Genomic DNA, 18,466 nt, shown 5'->3' with positions numbered 1-18,466 from the left:
TCTGAGAGGGTTGAAAATCGGAACGGCCCCGCACGGGCGGGGCGCACGGCCCCGCCCCGCGCCTTACCACTGGTACGACGCGCCCACGCCAACCGTGTTGCCGCCGCTCGACAGACCCACGCCGGCCTTCATCTTCAGGTTCTGCGTGATGCGAGCCTCGCCGCCGAACGCCACCGCCTGATAGCCCTTGTAGGTCGCGCCGCCGACACCGAACGACAGCGTCTTGCCCGGATCCACGCCCGGGATCATCGTCAGCGCGGTGGCTGCCGCGATACCCGAGTACGCGTTCCTCGACACATCGTTGATCTGGCCCGACAGACCGCCGACCGCACGGTCGAGCTGGCCCTTCGTCGCGCCGTCGTTCGCGTTGATACCGTCCGCGATGTTCACGACGCGGCGGTTGCCGGTGTCGGTGCCGTCGCCGAACGAAACGGTGTTCGCCTCGTTCGCCACGGCGCCCGAGCCGATCGCCACCGAACCGCTGCCGGTCGCGTTCGAGCCGTGGCCGATCGACGTCGCGTTCTCGCCGTTCGCGGCCGAGCCCGCGCCTATCGCCGTGCCGCCGCCGGCGGCCACCTTCGAGCCGGAGCCGATGGCCGTGCCGTCGTTCACGCCGGTGCCGACCGACGAGCCCGAACCTGCCGCCACGTTGCCGGTGCCGGTGCCGGGGTTCGCCGCCGACGAGCCGCCCGCGGTCTGGTCGGTCGCGCCGAAGTACGGGTTGGTGCCCGAACCGCCGCCGTTGCCGTCACCCGGGTTGCCCGGTCGCAGCTCGAGGCCGCCGACGCGGTCGTCGAGATCGCCGATCTTGTCGTTCAGCGCGCTCAACTGCCCGAAGTTCACCGCGTCGTACTGGCTCGTGCCGTCCGCGACGTTCGTCAGCTTCACCGGCGCCGCACCCGTGCCGCCGAGGGTCACCGAGCCGTAGTTCGGCGTGCCGTCGGCATTCAGGTCGTAACGCACCGCGAGCGAATCGGTCGCGCCGTATGCCGCCGCGGCCTGGATCGCCTGCTCGACCGTCGAGTAGCGGTTGCCCTTGACCTCGAAAGACGCGTTGGCGAGCTTGCCGTCCGCATCGACCGTCGTGCCGCCGCCCAGCGTGTCGGCCACGCTCTGCGCGGTGCCGTGCAACTGCGAGCCGTTGATCGCGTCCGTGCTGGTCGCGTTCACCGCACCCGCGGCCACGTTCGTCAGCGTCGTGCCGTTCGTGCCCTTCAGCTTCACTTCGTCGAAGTTCGCCGATTCGTCCGCGTTCTGGCTGTACGTCACCGCCAGCGACGTCACGCCCGCACCCGGATTCGTCGGATCGACCGGTGCGACGAGGCCAGCGTCCTTCAGCTGCGCGACGTTCACCGCGTCGGTATCGTCCGTGCCGGCCGCGACGTTCTTCAACTGCACCGGGCCGGCCGACTTGCCGCCGCCCAGCGTCACCGCGTTGTAGTTCGGCGTGCCGTTCGCGTTGCGGTCGTACGTCACCGCGGCGATCGATTGACCCGTCACCGGATCCACCAGGCCCGAATCGGCAAGCTGGTTGTTGATGACCGTGATGTTCTGCGTGTTGGTCGCAACACGGCCATCCAGGTTGTCGAGCGCGTCGCCGACGTTGCGGTAGTCGACCTTCGTCGCGGCGTTGGCCGGATCGGTCAGCGAATACGTCGGCGCCGTCACGTTGCCGTTGGCGTCGACGGCCGAGCCGCCGCCCAGCGAATCCGCGACGCTCTTCGACACGCCGTACAACTGCGAGCCGTTCACCGCGTCCGTGCTCGCCGCGTTCACCGCGCCGGCCTGCACGTTCGTCAGCGTCGTGCCGTTCGCGCCCCTCAGCTTCACTTCGTCGAAGTTCGCCGAACCGTCCGCGTTCGTGCCGTACGTCACCGCGAGCGATGCCAAACCCGCACCCGGGTTCGTCGGATCGACCGGCGCGACGAGGCCAGCGTCCTTCAACTGCGCCACGTTCACCGCGTCGGTGCCGTCCGTGCCGGCCGCGACGTTCTTCAACTGCACCGGGCCGGCCGACTTGCCGCCGCCCAGCGTCACCGCGTTGTAGTTCGGCGTGCCGTCCGTGTTGCGGTCGTACGTGACCGCGGCGATCGCCTTGCCGTCGTCGCCGATCAGGCCAGCGCCCTTCAACTGGCTCACGTTCACCGCATCCGCGTCGGCAACACCGGCCTTCACGTTCGCCAGCGTCGTGCCGTTCGTGCCCTTCAGCTTCACTTCGTCGAAGTTCGCCGAGCCGTCCGTGTTCTTGCCGTACGTCACCGCGAGCGACGTCACGCCCGCACCCGGGTTCGTCGGATCGACCGGCGCAACGAGGCCCGAGTCCTGCAACTGACCGAGGTTCACAGCGTCATTGCGGTTCACACCGTCCGCCACGTTCGACAGCGTCACCGGGCCGGCCGACTTGCCGCCGCCGAGCGTCACCGCGTCGTAGTTCGGCGAGCCGTCGGCGTTGCGGTTGTAAGTGACCGCGGCGATCGCCTTGCCGTCGTCGCCGATCAAGCCCGAGCCCTTCAACTGGCTCACGTTCACTGCGTCCGCGTCGGCAACACCGGCCTTCACGTTCGTCAGCGTCGTGCCGGCCGTGCCGCCGCCCAGCGTGACCTTGTCCTTCGTCGCGCCGTCGTACGTCACTGCCAGCGACGTCAGGTTGCCGCTGCCGTCGTCGCCCACCAGGCCCGAGTCCTTCAGCTGACCGAGGTTCAGCGCGTCGCTGTCTTCGGTTGCGTTCGCAACATGCTTCAACTGCGTCGGGTTCGTACCGTCGCCCAGCGTGACCGAACGGTAGTTCGGCGAGCCGTCCGCGTTACGGTCGTACGTGACCGCGGCGATCGCCTTGCCGTCGTCGCCGATCAAGCCCGAGCCCTTCAGCTGGCTCACGTTCACTGCGTCCGCGTCGGCCACACCGGCCTTCACGTTCGTCAACGTCGTGCCGTTCGTGCCCTTCAGCTTCACTTCGTCGTAGTTCGCCGAATTGTCCGCGTTCTGGCTATACGTCACCGCCAGCGATGTCACGCCCGCACCCGGGTTCGTCGGATCGACCGGCGCAACGAGGCCCGAATCCTGCAACTGACCGAGGTTCACAGCGTCCTGACGATCCGTACCGTTCGCCACATGCTTCAGTTGCGTCGCGTTCGTGCCGTCGCCCAGCGTCACCGAACGGTAGTTCGGCGAGCCGTCCGCGTTACGGTCGTACGTGACCGCGGCGATCGACTTGCCGTCGTCGCCGATCAGGCCCGAGCCCTTCAACTGGCTCACGTTCACTGCGTCCTTGTCCGCAACGCCTGCCTTCACATTGGCCAGCGTCGTGCCGTCCGTGCCGCCGCCCAGCGTGACCTTGTCCTTCGTCGCGCTGTCGTACGTCACTGCCAGCGACGTCAGGTTCCCACTGCCGTCGTCGCCCACCAGGCCCGAGTCTTTCAACTGACCGAGATTCAGTGCGTCGCTGTCTTCGGTTGCGTTCGCCACGTGCTTCAGTTGCGTCGGGTTCGTGCCATCGCCCAGCGTGACCGAACGGTAGTTCGGCGTACCGTCCGTGTTGCGGTCGTACGTGACCGCCGCGATCGACTTGCCGTCGTCGCCAATCAGGCCCGAGCCCTTCAACTGGCTCACGTTCACCGCGTCCTTGTCCGCAACGCCTGCCTTCACGTTGGCAAGCGTCGTGCCGTCCGTGCCGCCGCCCAGCGTGACCTTGTCCTTCGTCGCGCTGTCGTACGTCACTGCCAGCGACGTCAGGTTACCGCTGCCGTCGTCGCCCACCAGGCCCGAGTCCTTCAGCTGACCGAGGTTCAGCGCGTCGCTGTCTTCGGTTGCGTTCGCCACGTGCTTCAGCTGCGTCGGGTTCGTGCCGTCGCCCAGCGTCACCGAACGGTAGTTCGGCGTACCGTCCGTGTTGCGGTCGTACGTGACCGCGGCGATCGCCTTGCCGTCGTCGCCGATCAGGCCCGAGCCCTTCAGCTGGCTCACGTTCACCGCGTCCTTGTCCGCGACGCCGGCCTTCACGTTGGCCAGCGTCGTGCCGTCCGTGCCGCCGCCCAGCGTGACCTTGTCCTTCGTCGCGCTGTCGTACGTCACTGCCAGCGACGTCAGGTTACCGCTGCCGTCGTCGCCCACCAGGCCCGAGTCCTTCAGCTGACCGAGGTTCAGCGCGTCGCTGTCTTCGGTTGCGTTCGCCACGTGCTTCAGCTGCGTCGGGTTCGTGCCGTCGCCCAGCGTCACCGAACGGTAGTTCGGCGTACCGTCCGTGTTGCGGTCGTACGTGACCGCGGCGATCGCCTTGCCGTCGTCGCCGATCAGGCCCGAGCCCTTCAACTGGCTCACGTTTACCGCGTCCTTATCTGCAACGCCGGCCTTCACGTTGGTCAGCGTCGTGCCGTCCGTGCCGCCGCCCAGCGTGACCTTGTCCTTCGTCGCGCTGTCGTACGTCACCGCCAGCGACGTCAGGTTACCGCTGCCGTCGTCGCCCACCAGGCCCGAGTCCTTCAACTGACCGAGGTTCAGCGCGTCGCTGTCTTCGGTTGCGTTCGCCACATGCTTCAGTTGCGTCGGGTTCGTGCCGTCACCCAGCGTCACCGAACGATAGTTCGGCGTACCGTCCGCGTTACGGTCATACGTGACCGCGGCAATTGCCTTGCCGTCGTCGCCGATCAGGCCAGAGCCCTTCAGTTGGCTCACGTTCACTGCGTCCTTGTCCGCAACACCGGCCTTCACGTTCGACAGCGTCGTGCCGGCCGTGCCGCCACCCAGCGTGACCGAACCGAGGTTCGGCGTGCCGTCAGCGTTACGGTCGTACGTGACCGCGGCGATCGACTTGCCGTCGTCGCCGATCAGCCCCGAGCCCTTCAACTGGCTCACGTTCACCGCGTCCTTATCTGCAACGCCGGCCTTCACGTTCGACAGCGTCGTGCCATTCGCGCCGCCGCCCAGCGTGACGGAACCGAGGTTCGGCGAGCCGTCCGCGTTACGGTCATACGTGACCGCCGCGATCGCCTTGCCGTCACCACCGATCAGGCCCGAGTCCTTCAACTGGCTCACGTTCACCGCGTCCTTGTCCGCAACGCCGGCCTTCACGTTCGACAGCGTCGTGCCGTCCGTGCCCTTGAGCGTGACCACTTCGAAGTTCGGCGTGCCGTCGCTGTTCCTGCCATAGGTGACGGCCAGCGGATCGGTTCCGCCGCCCCCGCCGCCCAGATTGGCCAGCGCGTCGAGCGCATCGCCCACGTTGCGATAGGTGGTGCCGCCGATGGTGTACGTCGGGTTCACGATGGAGCCGTCCGCGCCCACCGATGCATTGCCGCCGAAGGCCGCCACGGCGTCCTTCAACTGGCTCACGTTCACCGCATCGGTGTTGGCCGTACCGCGCGCGACATAAATGATCTGACGCTGCTGCCCGGTCGAACCCACCGAGACCGAGTTCAGCCGATCCGCCACCGAGCTCGCGCCCAGCGCGACCGAGTTCAATGCCGTGCCGGTAACGCTGGACTGACGGCCGATCGCAATTGAGTTCGTGGCGAGCGGATCGACCTGCGCACCCGTGCCGAATGCCAGGGAGTCGGCCGCGTTGGCGCGCGCCGTATTGCCGAGCGCGAGGGCGTTGACGCCCGCGGCTCGCGCGTTGAAGCCCGCGGCGACCGCGTTGTTGCCCGACGCGTTCGTGCCATTGCCCAGCGCGAGCGCGCTCGTGCCGGTCGCCACGCCGCTTCCGAACGCGACAGCGCCCGTACCCGTTGCCGAGGCACCCGCGCCGAGCGCGACCGAACCGGAGCCCGTCGAACGCGACTGTGCGCCGATCGCGATCGCCGTATCGCCGGTGGCGCTGGCTTCCGCGCCAATCGCCACGCCATACGTGCCCGCACGAACGGATGCGTTGTCGCTGCCGTCGCCGAGACCGTCGACCTGAACATACGGATCGGTGCCCGCGAGCGTGCCGATCGCATCCAGTCGGCTGTTCACGTCCTGAATGGCTTGCGTGGTCGTCGTGCTGACGTTGTCGATAGCCGCCTGCGCGTTCGTCGACGCAATACCCATCAGATCGTTGACCTGACCGACGGTCGCCGCATCGCTGTCGGCCTCGCCGTTCTGCACGTTCGTAATGCGACGTTGCAGGCCCGTTGCGCTGTTACCCACGGAAACCGTGCGGATCTCGTCCGCGACCGAGCCGAGGCCCAGCGCGATGGCATTGAGGCCCGTCGCCTGCGCGGCGACACCCGTGCCGCGCCCGCCGATATACGGGTTGCCGTTGGCCACGGTCTGCTGCAACTGCTGCACGTTGACCGCGTCGGTCGCCGCGACACCCGTGGCCACGTTCGACAGCGTCACCGGGCCGGCCGACTTGCCGCCGCCCAACGTCACCGCGTTGTAGTTCGGCGTGCCGTCCGCGTTACGGTTGTACGTGACCGCGGCGATCGCCTTGCCGTCGTCGCCGACCAGGCCCGAGCCCTTCAACTGGCTCACGTTCACTGCGTCCGTGTCGGCAACGCCGGCCTTCACGTTGGCCAGCGTCGTGCCGTTCGTGCCCTTCAACTTCACTTCGTCGAAGTTCGCCGAGCCATCCGCGTTCTTGCCATACGTCACCGCGAGCGACGTCACACCCGCACCCGGGTTCGTCGGATCGACCGGCGCAACGAGGCCGGAATCCTGCAACTGACCGAGGTTCACCGCGTCATTGCGGTTCACACCGTCCGCCACGTTCGACAGCGTCACCGGGCCGGTCGACTTGCCGCCGCCCAGCGTCACCGCGTCGTAGTTCGGCGTGCCGTCCGCGTTGCGGTTGTACGTGACCGCGGCGATCGCGCTGCCGTCGTCGCCGACCAGGCCCGAGCCCTTCAACTGGCTCACGTTCACTGCGTCCTTGTCCGCCACGCCGGCCTTCACGTTCGACAGCGTCGTGCCGGCCGTGCCGCCGCCCAGCGTGACCTTGTCCTTCGCGGTGCCGTCGTACACCACCGCCAGCGATTCACCCGTCACCGGGTCGATCACGCCACCCCTCGCGAGCGAATCTTCCAGCGAACCGACGCGCGTGTTCGTCGCGAACAGTTGCGCGCCGTTTACCGCGTCCTTGCTCGTCGCCGACAGCGTACCGTCCGCCACGTTCACGATCTTGCGTTCGTTGCCGGCGCTACCGACCGATACCGTGTTGTCCGCCAGCGCGACCGATCCGTTACCCAGGGCGACGGAATTGTTGCCGGTGGCCGATGCATTGGTGCCCAACGCAAGCGCATTCGAACCGGCAAGCGCGTTATTGCCGAGCGACGTGCCGTTCTGGCCGGCCGCCGAACCCGCACCGATCGAAATCGCGTTCGCGTTTTGCGCACGGGCATCCCGACCGATCGCCACGCCATCCTGCGAAGCGACCGCGTCATTACCGATCGCGACACTGTTGGCCATGCCAGCCGTGGCGCTGCGGCCGACCGCGACGCCGCCGTCGACCAGCGTCTTCGCGTTCGAGCCGATGGCCACCGAGCCGACGCCGGTGGCGCTGGCGTCATCGCTGCCGTCACCGGCGCCATTCACCTTGACGTACGGATTGCTGCCGCCGACGTTCGCGATCGCGGCGTTCAGTTGGGCGACGTTCACCGCGTCGGTCCCGGCCGTGCCGGCCGCGAGGTTCGTGATCTGGCGCTGCTGCGTGGCCGAACCGACGGAAACGGTGTTGTTCCGGTTCGCGACGGAATCCATGCCGAGCGCGACCGAGTTGTCTGCCTGCGCATTCGCACGGAAACCGATGCCGACCGCCGACAGGCCGCTCGCGGACGCGCTCTGGCCGAGCACGGTCGCGTTGGTGCCGGTCGCCTTGGCGTTGCTGCCGATCGCGGTGGTATTGATCGCGCTGCCGGCAGCGGTATTGCCGAGCGCCACGCTGTTGTTGCCCGCGGTTGCGGCAGAACTGCCGATTGCAACCGAGCCCGTGCCGGTGGCCGTGGCGTTCGGGCCCGTCGCGACCGACGAGCTGCCCGCGGCAGAACTGCCCGAGCCCACTGCGACGCCTGCACCCCCGCCCATCGCGCTGGCGTTGGAGCCCAGAACCGTCGCACCCGATCCGGTGTGTCGCGCATTGGTACCGATTGCGATCGTGCCCGTTCCACCGGCCGTCGCGCTATTGCCGATCGCGATCGAGCCGGTCGCGCCGGTAATGTCGCCGTCGATGACTCGAGCGTTGGTACCGATGGCTACGCCGCTCGTCGGAACGAAACGGTTGCTCTGCGCGACCGCGGCGCCATCGCCGAGCGCCACGTTGCTGTCGCCGACCGTACTCGCCGACGCGCCGATCGCGACCGAGTGAAAGCCGCCGGCTGCCGTTGCGGATCCGAGCGCCACGGAACTGGAGCCGCTGGACGTCACGTTTTGTCCGATGGCAACCGCATTGGCGCCCGTCGCATTTGCGTGATTGGCGCTGGTGCTGTTGACCATGAAATACGGATCGCTCGCGGCAATCGCGGCGTTCAGCTGATTCACGTTGACCGCGTCCGTACCCACCGTGCCGGCCGCGACGTTCGTGATCTGGCGCTGGCTCGCGGCCGTGCCGACGGACACGGAATTTGCCCGATCGGCAACGGAGAACGCACCGAGGGCGACCGAATTTCCGCCGCTCGCCAACGCGCCGCGCCCCAGCACCGACGCGTTCTGCCCGGTGGCCGCCGCGCCTACGCCAACCGCGGTCGTTTCGGCACTGGTTGCACGCGCGAGCGTCCCGAGCGCCACGGCATTCGTCGCGCTAGCCGTAGTATTGCCGCCGAGTGCCACTGCCGACGTGCCGGCAGCGCTTGCGTTCGCGCCGATGGCGGTTGCACTGCTGGCAGCGCTGGCGGCCACGTCGGCCGCATACGTTCCGGTACTGATGGCCACAAACTTGTCATCCGTCGCCGCGATCGCGGCATTCAGCTGATTCAAGTTGACCGCATCCGTGCCCGCCGTACCGGCAGCCAGGTTCTGGATGCGGTTATTCGTCATGCTGACGGCGTTGGCGAAATCCGTCGTGCCGGTGATGTGAACGCCGTTGGCACCGTAAATCATCACATGACCGTCCCGGCTGCCGGCCACCGATGCGGTGCTCGCCGTCGAGCCGACCCCGGCCGCACCATTCAGATCACCACCATTTCCCAGCACAAAGGAAGGCGCATGCCCCCGGTAGACCGGATTGTTGGTACCAATCACCGAACAGTTTGCGTTCGTCGTTGCGCCGGAGTAGCCGAACGTATGGCCAACCCCCCCGTTCGCTCCCCCGCACAGGTTCAGCGCGCCATTCCCGTTCGCCGTCTGCGCTCCGGCATCGATCGCGATCGCGCTTCCGCCCACGCCCGCCATGACCGCGACCGCAGCCGTTACCGACGAACGCATCGTCGAGTTCGATTTCTTTTGCGAGCGCGCCGTTTCGGCCGCCGCGACCCATGTACCCGTCGTCGGATTCCAGACGGTGCGGTATGTCTTGTTCACGTTGATTGCCTCTATACGAAAGTGTGAGACGAGATTCGAGCTACGTGAGCCAATATATTTTTCGCAACGCCTTTCGATAATCAGACAGCCAGACGCGACAAAACTTATTTACTCAGACTGGTCCGAATATGACGATGCCTGACACTTCCGCGAGGAAAACGCGACACGGCACGCCCGCGAAACGCGCGATCGTTTGACATGCGCGCCGCTCGCACCGTATAAACGCAGCGCGCAGGCTCGCCTCGACAATTAGGACCAGTCCTACCGCCGTTGCCGAATTGCTTCGGACTGCCCTACATACCGGCGGCCCTGCCATCACGATAATTGGCTCGTTCCCCGAGCCGGCAGTGCAATCGCCCGCCATTCCACACGGCTTACGGATATCGCTACGCGCGCGGTCCGCCGACGGCTCTCGCCGTTCGTCTCGCGTGCGGCCCCGATTCGCGCATTGATTTCACGGTATTCGTCCCATGCCCATCCGACACCTGTTCGCGTCCCCGGCGGACGCCAACGCGCCGTTCGCGTCGATCGACGGCGAAGCGCGCGACCTGAGCCTGCTGCACCGCTACCAGCGCTTTACGCTGTACGGCGGGGCCGCGGTGCTGTCGCTCGTGATCCTGTTCGCGACGAGCGTGCTGCTCGACGGCTCGGTGCGCGACTACATCGCGAAGCGGCGCGAGCTGTTCGCCACGCACAAGGCGCTCGTCGAACTCGAGATCGACGCGAAACAGGCGTCGGTGCGGCGCTCGGTGATCAATGCGGAGCTGTTGTGGAACAGCCATCCGCGCCATTCGCACAGCGCGGCCGAGGCGCTCGCGCGCGACGGCCACGTCGTGCTGTCGCCGTTGCGCAACGTGAGCGAAATCTTCGTCGCCGTGACGCCCGACGCGCTGGCCGGCAACGAAACCGACGAATACGTTCAACTGCTGGAGCGGCTCACGATCTCGGTGGCGGCCGCCGAACGGCAATCAGGGATGCCGCTGTCGGGCTACGCGTACAGCCCCGACCGCAACGTGCTCGCGATCACGCCGCCGCCGTCGATGCCCTATCGCGACGTGCTCGAGCGCATCGGCGTGGCCGACACGCGCGCGCTGATCGACCGGCTCGCGTTCAACGTCGCCGACTGGTCGAACCCGGCCGTCGCGCGCTACTGGCGCGCGACGCGGCGCATCGCGTGGGAGCCGCCCGCGATCGACCCGCTCACGGGCAAGAAGGTGTTCCGCCTCGTCGAGCCGGCGTTCGACGGCCCGCGGCATTTCATGACCTTCGTCAGCGATCTCGACGTGAACGTGCTCGACGACCGGCTCAAGCAGGCGCCGGAAGACGCGGTGGTAATGCTGGTCGACCAGGCCGGCCGCGTGCTGCTGGACGAGGACCGCACGCGCGCGTCGATCGACGGCGCCGCGCTGATGCGTCACGCGCTCGCCGAGAACGGCTGGCGGCGCGGCCTCGACTGCTTCGACGAAAGCTATCTGCACGGCGTGTTCACGATCAGCGACCGGATCGCCGACACGGGCTTCGCGATCGTCTATGCGTACTCGTGGCGCACGATCGCGATCGCGATCTGGCCGACGATCGTGCGCGAAACCGGCGTGGCCGCGCTGATCCTGGCCGTGCTGTGGGCGCTCGTGATCGCATTCGACCTGAAGGTGTTCGCGCCAGTGTTCCGCCGCTCGCGCCGCGTGTTCGAGACCGATGAAATGAGCCGCGCGATCATCGCGACGTCGCCGTTCGGCATCGTGCTCGTGTCGCTCGACACCGACGCGGTGCTGCTGCGCAACCGGATGCACGAGCTGTACGAAAGCGCGGCCGGCGAGCCGCCGCTGCACGAGCGCCTGCTCGCGCGCTACCGGCACGGCATGGGCAGCGCACCGGTGCAGCTCGACGTGGAATTCCCGGTGACGCTCGACGACGGCCGCGCGCGTGACCTGCTCGTCAACTTCGTGCGCGTGCGCTACCGCGGCAAGGACACGCTGCTGTGCGGCTTCTCCGACATCACGACGCGCGCCGACACCGAGCGCGCGCTCGACAGCGCGAACCGCGCGAAATCGACGTTCCTGGCAACGATCAGCCACGAGATCCGCACGCCGCTGAACGCGATGCTTGGCAACCTCGAACTGCTCGACAAGGCGCCCGACCGCAATCGCGAGAAGTCGCGGCTGCACGCGGTCACGTCGGCCGCGCGGATGCTGCTCGACATGCTGAACAACGTGCTCGACATGACGAAGATCGAAGCCGACCGGATGACGCTCGAGGCGACCAGCTTCCGCATCGACGAGCTGGCGCGCGACATCGCCGAGCTGTTCGAGCCGGTCGCGCGTGCAAAGGGCGTCGCGCTGCGCGTGGACGTCGATGCGCAGGCGGCGCGGCCGTATGTCGGCGATCCGCTGCGGGTGCGGCAGATCGTCGTCAATCTCGTCAGCAACGCGATCAAGTTCACCGATCGCGGCGCCGTCGCGCTGTCCGTGACGGCGCCGGTGGCCGACGGCACGCCGGTGATGATCCGCGTCAGCGATTCCGGCATCGGCATGACGCCCGCGCAGCTCGAACGCGTGTTCGAGCCGTTCGCGCAGGCCGACGAATCGATCGCGCGCCGCTTCGGCGGCACGGGCATCGGCCTGCCGCTGAGCAACAAGCTCGCGGAATCGATGGGCGGGCGCATCGCCGTGGACAGCGTGCCGAACGTCGGCTCGACCTTCGTCGTGTCGCTGCCGCTGCCGCTCGACCATCAGCACGGGATGCAGCCGGCGCCGGCCGGCGGCGACACGCCGGACCTGCGCGTGCTGTTCGTCGACGACAACCCCGTCAACCGCTCGCTCGTGCACGATCAGCTCGACGTGCTCGGCTATCGCGCCGACGTCGCGTCCGGCGTGGCGCAGGCGCTCGATCTCGTCGAACGGCACGACTACGCGATCGTGATGACCGACCTCAACATGCCGGGCCTCGACGGCTATGCGCTCGCCCGGATGCTGCGCGAACGCGGCCGCGCGCTGCCGATCCTGGCCGTGACCGCGCATGCGGAGCCGGACGAGTTGCGGCTGTCGAAGGAAGCCGGCATCGACGAGATCGTCACGAAGCCGACGTCGCTGCGCTCGCTCGAACAGGCGATCGCGAAATACACGGGCCCGTGGCGGCCGGGCCGCGCGATCGCGGCGGCGCCCGCGAGCACGCGCGGGCCGCTGCCGCGCGACCTGTGCGCGGCGCTGGTCGATGCGACCAACCGGGCCAATGCCGCGATCGTGCGTGCACTGGAATACGGCGACCTGAAGGCCGCCCGTGCGGAGATTCACAGTATGCGCGGCGCGTTCGCGATGATCGGCGAGCGCGATGTGTCGGGCCTCTGCGCGTCGCTGGAAGCGCTGGCGCTGGCCGGCGACGCGGTGGCGTTCGCGCGGGAGTTCGAGCAATACCGCGGCTGCGCGCAAGCCGCGCTCGCGCGGCGCGCCGGCGACCACGCGCAGCAGCGTGGCGATCCGCTTGCGGCCGGAGTGAAGCATGGAGCATGAAGGAGGCGCGAAGCGGGAGGACGGCTTGCTTCGCGTCATCTGAACGATGAGCGGAAGAAGTGCGCGGCAACCGCCGGCGGGGATTCGACGCTCGCATAAGGCAGCGTGAGGAGTAGTGCTACAACCAACGTAGCTTCGCGCAACGGCCGGGCCCAGCGACCGCCGTCGAATCCATGCCACGGCACCGCGCAAACCCAGCTTAACGTCATTGGACCCTGCATCCAATAGGACTGAACCGATTCGTGCTGGGATTTCTTCCCGTCGGTGAAAACGGTTCGTCAGGGTGCCTCGACGCGGCCGATCGACACGCTTTTCAACACATCGGTGAAGAAACGACGAATCGGCCAGCCGACGCAGCCGCCGCGAAATCGTTGAGCAGCAAGGACGCGAGGCACTGACCTGATGGTCAACGCGGCTGAAACCGCGCGCACCCGTTGCCCGCGGCCGTTCAATCTTGGCTAAAGTAGTTGCACGTTTTCGCCTGGATGAAGTAACGATCGACATCCGCCGCGTCAACGAGCGCGGCCTGCGGGTGGGTAAAACACCTGCAGGCCGCTGACCACCACCAACTCAACAGAGGAGTTGACCATGGCTGACGCGAATCATAGCGCACCCATTCGTTTCCGGGACTGCTTCGTCAACACGCAAACATCCATTCAATCTCGCCGCGTCGTTCCGCATGTCAGGCTCGCCGATAGGGCGCCGCTCGATGCCGCGCAGTGTTCGGCGATCACGGGAGAAGCACGATGAATTACGACGATCAGGATGACTACACCGGCGCCGTGCCGGCCGATTTCGATTTCTACGACGTCGGGGAGCTGGAGGCCAAGTCCGTCCTTGCGCTGAAGCTCAACGCGCTGATTGCGTCGCGCGGCCTGAGTGACGAAGATGCCGCGGCGCTCGCGGAAATGGCCCGGCCGGTGGTCACGCCCGAGCAGCGCGAGCGGCTCAGGAACGTTTCGCTGGATCAACTGATGCTGACGCTGGCGGCATTTGGCCAGCATGTGGAAATCGTGGTGCGGGCCGCGGGGGAATCGGGCCCGGCCGGTATCACGGCGACGGTCTGACCGCGCGTCGCGCAACGACGAACGGGGCGGCAGCCGAAGCGTGCCGGTGCACGTACGAGGCAAGCGCCCCTTTCGATTCAACGTCGCCGGTTGTCGCGTCCGATCGGGTCAGGCCTGAATCGTCGACGTCTCGCGTGCATTCATCGTCACGGCGAGCGGCGGAAAGGTGGCCGCGCTATGCATCGCGCCGTAGAACTTGTTCATCACGATGTCGATGCCGTAATTGTCGAGCGTCCGGCCCAGCCCGTACGAGTAGAGCGTCTCCGGCCGCAGCGGAAAGCAGCGATCGAGCAGGAAGCGCGCGCCGGCCGGCGAGATCGTGTACGCACAGATCCCGTAGAACTCGAGCAGGTTCATCACCAGCACCGGGCCGCGGTCGTTCCGGAAATCGCCGATCGCGCCGTCGAGCGCCGCTTCGTCGAAGCGCATCGTCACCGGCGCGCGGCTGTTGAAGATCGAACCGCGCAAGATCGAATCGAAGTTGTAGCCCCATGCGATGAAATCGTGCCGGCCGCGATCGTCACGCAGGAATTGCAGCGTGGCGTCGTGGAAATCGGGCCGGAAGATCGCATCGTCCTCCGCGATCGTTACCCGCTCGCGGCCCGACGCGATGTCGCTCCACAGCCGATGCGTGGTCATCGCGATGCCGAACGCACCGCGCGTGTACGGCAACCCGGGCGCGAACAGGCCGGATGCGGTGATTGCGGCGTCCGAGAGTGCGTGTCCGTCGATCGCGTCGACGAATTCGAAATCCAGATGCGGGTTGTTCGCGCGGAACGCGTGCCGGCGCGCGTGGCTGCGGCGCAGCGAAATGACCTTGACGGTCGGGCGCACGGCCGGGTCCGCCGCAAGCAGGGTGGGCGCGTTCGTCGCCATCATTGCCAGCCCGTCACGACCGAAATGCCGAATACGATGCCGAGCACGATACCCACCGCACGGCCTTGCAGGATCGGCTTCAACGCCTCGGGCTCGAAGAACGGATCGATTGCGTTCATCCGGTTGCGCCATGCGGCGAACGCTGGCGGCACGAGCAGCACGAACGCCATCAGCACCGCCGAGATCAGCGTCACCGCCAGGCCGCCGGCGCTCCAGCGCGTGCCGGCCTCGATCACGAAGTGCACGAGCGCGACGGTCGCCGCGCTCGCGATCGTGCCGACCACCGCGCCCTTGACCACATTATCTGCATCACTCATCGATTGTCCTCCATCGCCAGTTCATGCCGCTTGATATCGGCGGATGCTGCGTATTACAGGCGAGTCGGACGCGAATCTCTATCGGACGGGTCTTATTGTCCGGCGGCGGGGCGAAGGAATCGGACGAGGCCTACACGGCGTACCGGAGTCTATGTGGCCTGCTTCCCGGCCGGCGGCCCGCCAAGCGTCATCTGTCGACGCTTTTAAGACTGGGCCGATTGAGTGGCCGACAGCGTGTCCATAAAGTGGAACGCGTCACGGCGCAAGGCTGTCCGCCGCAACCGGCATGACGCCCGCGACGCCCTCGCATCGGAAACGTCTCGACACGAACGTCTTGACGGCGCTTCCCCGAAGCGACGTTTTTTCCCAACCGCGGCATTCGCCGCATGCCATCGGACGACACCATCATGAAACAACGCGCCACCGTCCTGTGCCGGCGCGGCGACCGGATTCTGCTGGTCGCCCGACCGCACGCCCGCTGGACACTACCCGGCGGCCTACCCAAACCGGGCGAATCGCTGAGCGACGCCGCTCGCCGCGAACTCGCGGAAGAAACCGGGCTCGTCTGCCGGAACCTGCGCTACCTGTTTCGCGCGGCCGGCAAGCACAAGCTGCATCACGTGTTCCTGGCGGATCTCGATGCGCACGCGCGAGCGCGTCCGTCCGCGGAAGTCGCGCACTGCGCGTGGTTCGACCGGATGGAAATGGCGTCGATCGATTGCAGCGGGCCGACGCCCGCGATCGTCGAACTCGCACTCGACGGGACGCGCGTCGCCGGGCCCGTGGCCTTCATGATTCACGTCGAAGCGGAGACCGCAGTGGGATGACGTCGTTGCGATTGGCGCACGGCGCGGTTCCGGTGACGGGAAAAAGGCGGCCGATTGCCGGCGAAACGACGCACGGAACAAAAAAGGCTCGGCGGGCTCACAGCCGGCCGAGCCTCGTTTTCTTCGGCGCCTGTTACTGCTCGATCGTCGCCTGCGCGGCCAGCTTGTCGACCAGCGCGGCCATCGCGTTTTGTCGCGCCTGCTGCTCCAGTTGCTGTCGCAGCACCGGCTTGGCCTTGTCGAAGCTCGGCACGACCACCGGGCGCTTGTCGGCGAGCTTCACGAACGCATACGCATTGCCGATCTGCACCGGGCCCGACACCGCGCCCGGCTTCAGCGACGTCATGGCCTGCGCGAGCGGCATCGGCAGCCCGGCCGTGTGGCCTTCGGCAAGCGGCGTCTTCAGTTCGCTCCACTCGGCCACGCCAGCGTTCGCGGTCGTGTTGTACTTCTTCGCGACCGCATCGAAGGCCGCACCCTGCTTCAGCTCGGCGGCCACCGCATTCGCCTTCGCGGCATCGGCCACGGCCACCACTTGCGCGCGGTATTCGAACTGCGCGGCATTCGCGACGATGTAGTCGTAGCGCGCCTTCACCTGCGCATCGGTCACGCGCTGCGCGCCCAACGCATCGCGCAGATACAGATCGGCGGCCGCGCTCGCACGCGCGCGCGACACGATGCCCTGGACTTCGGGCCGGCTGCCGTAGTTCGCCTTGTCGGCCGCCTGCTCGATCAGTTGCCGCACGATCAGGTCGCGCTTCACCGCATCGCGCAACGCAGGCGTATCGGGCTGGCCCGACGCCTTCACGATGGTGTCCACGTCGCTCTGTACGATCGGCGCGTTGTTCACGACCGCGACGATGCCTTTCGGCAGCGGGGCCGCGCCGGCTTCGGCGGCGACCGCGCCCGTCATGCCGGTGGCGCAGACGAGTGCGATCACGGCGGGAATGGCTTGAATACGAGTCTTCATGATGGAGTCCTTGATAATTGACCGCGCACGAAGGCTGCGCGTATGAACGATGAAGCGTGATGGCGCCGACGGCGTCGGCGCTCGAGGGTGTATCGAAATCGTCGACGACGTCGCGCGTATTCCCTGTCTGCCCGCGGCGCGCCACGTTCGTTGCCGTGCGTCGAACACGGAAAAAGGACGCCGCCCCACCTCGGGCGGCGTTCGGAACGAAGACGAGCTTCGGATACGAGGTATCGAACGGATCACCATGCAACCGTTCGACCGGCACATTGTGGGCAGACGCAGACGACGACACAATCGGCCTGGTCCTACATCGGCGCACGTTTGCGTCGCACGCTCGATCCGCACGATCCACACGAATCGCGACGCGCCGCATGAATGGCGCTTGAATCAGACGAGTCTGATTGGAACGCATCGGGCCGATACGAATAATGAATTGATCCCGGCTTTCGGTCGCGCAGGCATCTCGCACCGGCCGCGAGCGATTTCCTTTCACCTTCCCGTATCGAGGATCCCGTTTGAATCATCGAATCAACCTGACGCAGGTCGTCACGGCAGTCCGGCGTGCGACGCTGCCGGTGTTCGCCGCGGCAATCGCGAGCGGCGCGACCGCGGCCGCCGCCGCCGCACCGACGCAGAACCAGCGCGACTTCGATTACGCGCATCAACAGGCCTGGCAGATCGAGTCGGGCGATTCGCAATCGCCGATCGACATCCGGTCGGGCACCGTCGTGCAGGCCGAACGCATGCCCGGCGTGAACGACGCGATCGTCGTGCACGTCGCCACGGGCGGCGCGACCGTCGTGGACAACGGCCACACCGTGCAGGTCGTGCCGAAGCAAAGCGACGTGATCATCCGCGGCCGTCACTTCCGGCTGCTTCAGGCGCACTTCCACGCGCCGGCCGAGCACACGATCGACGGCCGGCGCTATCCGCTCGAAGGCCATTTCGTGTTCCGCGCGCAGGACGGCCGGCTTGCCGTCGTCGCGGTGCTTTATCGCGACGGCAACGAGAACGCGCAGTTCGCGTCGATCGTGCGCGCGGCGCGGCGCGGCGTCGCGTCGCCGCTGGCGTCGTTCGACGTGGCGGCGCTGATGCCGGACGATCTCGACAGCTATTACCACTACCTCGGCTCGCTGACGACGCCCCCGCTCACCGAGAACGTCGAATGGTATGTGCTGCAGGACACGATGGAGCTGTCCGCGGCCGACATCGACGCGTTCACGCGGCACTACTCGCACAACGCGCGCGCCACGCAGCCGCTGAACGGACGCCCGCTGTTGAAGTACCAGCGGCACTGAACCCACACAACATCGCTCATCCAAGGAGAATGTCCATGTCGAACCCATCGAAGTGCCCGTTCAACCACACCGCAGGCAGCGGCACGACGAACAAGGACTGGTGGCCGAATCAGCTGAACCTGAACGTGCTGCATCGGCATTCGGCGCTGTCCGATCCGATGGACCCGGATTTC

General features: G+C 67.0%; 8 protein-coding genes and 1 pseudogene. 4 read left to right on the top strand and 5 right to left on the bottom strand.

Annotation, left to right across the window (positions count from 1 at the left end):
• Positions 1–63: 63 nt before the first annotated feature.
• Together CFB35_RS17045 and CFB35_RS35675 are read right to left on the bottom strand one after the other, a co-directional pair.
• Positions 64–8,946, bottom strand: coding sequence for a YadA-like family protein (locus tag CFB35_RS17045; protein ID WP_373453014.1), 8,883 nt, complete (start codon positions 8,944–8,946; stop codon positions 64–66).
• 405 nt (positions 8,947–9,351) lie between these two features.
• Positions 9,352–9,429: pseudogene (locus tag CFB35_RS35675) on the bottom strand (ESPR domain-containing protein); the annotation flags it as partial.
• 470 nt (positions 9,430–9,899) lie between these two features.
• Here CFB35_RS35675 and CFB35_RS17040 point away from each other — a divergent pair.
• Together CFB35_RS17040 and CFB35_RS17035 are read left to right on the top strand one after the other, a co-directional pair.
• Positions 9,900–12,935, top strand: a complete 3,036-nt coding sequence (locus CFB35_RS17040; RefSeq protein ID WP_089465313.1) for an ATP-binding protein — start codon at positions 9,900–9,902, stop codon at positions 12,933–12,935.
• 746 nt (positions 12,936–13,681) lie between these two features.
• Entirely contained in the window at positions 13,682–14,002 is a 321-nt protein-coding gene (locus CFB35_RS17035; protein WP_059576333.1) for a helix-turn-helix domain-containing protein, read from the top strand.
• 108 nt (positions 14,003–14,110) lie between these two features.
• Here CFB35_RS17035 and CFB35_RS17030 read toward each other — a convergent pair whose 3' ends face one another.
• Complete coding sequence (locus tag CFB35_RS17030) at positions 14,111–14,881, bottom strand: glycosyltransferase family 25 protein (protein ID WP_059576337.1); 771 nt, start codon at positions 14,879–14,881, stop codon at positions 14,111–14,113.
• On the bottom strand, positions 14,878–15,195 hold the full coding sequence (locus CFB35_RS17025) for a hypothetical protein (protein WP_059576341.1): 318 nt from the start codon (positions 15,193–15,195) through the stop codon (positions 14,878–14,880). The genes CFB35_RS17030 and CFB35_RS17025 overlap by 4 nt, the downstream gene beginning before the upstream one ends.
• A 407-nt stretch (positions 15,196–15,602) precedes the next feature.
• Between CFB35_RS17025 and CFB35_RS17020 the strand changes: the two genes are divergently transcribed.
• The gene (locus CFB35_RS17020; RefSeq protein WP_059576363.1) at positions 15,603–16,022 is read left to right on the top strand and encodes an NUDIX hydrolase; all 420 of its coding nucleotides are present in this window, start codon (positions 15,603–15,605) and stop codon (positions 16,020–16,022) included.
• Between the two features lie 133 nt (positions 16,023–16,155).
• On the opposite strand, the gene CFB35_RS17015 is transcribed toward CFB35_RS17020, so the two are convergent.
• Positions 16,156–16,992 carry a peptidyl-prolyl cis-trans isomerase gene (locus CFB35_RS17015; RefSeq protein WP_059576345.1) on the bottom strand — a complete coding sequence of 279 codons (837 nt, stop codon included), beginning with the start codon at positions 16,990–16,992 and terminating at the stop codon, positions 16,156–16,158.
• Positions 16,993–17,510: 518 nt separating this feature from the next.
• Between CFB35_RS17015 and CFB35_RS17010 the strand changes: the two genes are divergently transcribed.
• Entirely contained in the window at positions 17,511–18,293 is a 783-nt protein-coding gene (locus CFB35_RS17010) for a carbonic anhydrase (RefSeq protein ID WP_081066550.1), read from the top strand.
• Positions 18,294–18,466 lie beyond the last annotated feature (173 nt).

Source organism: Burkholderia sp. AU16482 (assembly GCF_002223285.1).
GTDB classification, from domain to species: Bacteria; Pseudomonadota; Gammaproteobacteria; order Burkholderiales; family Burkholderiaceae; genus Burkholderia; species Burkholderia semiarida.
Note: the sequence above shows the minus strand (reverse complement) of the source record. Positions and strands in the feature narration are given on the sequence as shown.

Excerpts from the sequence above, each read along its gene's own strand:
- CFB35_RS17045 (WP_373453014.1), bottom strand. The coding sequence starts at position 8,946 with ATGACGAATAACCGCATCCAGAACCTGGCTGCCGGTACGGCGGGCACG.
- CFB35_RS17040 (WP_089465313.1), top strand. The coding sequence starts at position 9,900 with ATGCCCATCCGACACCTGTTCGCGTCCCCGGCGGACGCCAACGCGCCG.
- CFB35_RS17035 (WP_059576333.1), top strand. The coding sequence starts at position 13,682 with ATGAATTACGACGATCAGGATGACTACACCGGCGCCGTGCCGGCCGAT.
- CFB35_RS17030 (WP_059576337.1), bottom strand. The coding sequence starts at position 14,881 with ATGATGGCGACGAACGCGCCCACCCTGCTTGCGGCGGACCCGGCCGTG.
- CFB35_RS17025 (WP_059576341.1), bottom strand. The coding sequence starts at position 15,195 with ATGAGTGATGCAGATAATGTGGTCAAGGGCGCGGTGGTCGGCACGATC.
- CFB35_RS17020 (WP_059576363.1), top strand. The coding sequence starts at position 15,603 with ATGAAACAACGCGCCACCGTCCTGTGCCGGCGCGGCGACCGGATTCTG.
- CFB35_RS17015 (WP_059576345.1), bottom strand. The coding sequence starts at position 16,992 with ATGAAGACTCGTATTCAAGCCATTCCCGCCGTGATCGCACTCGTCTGC.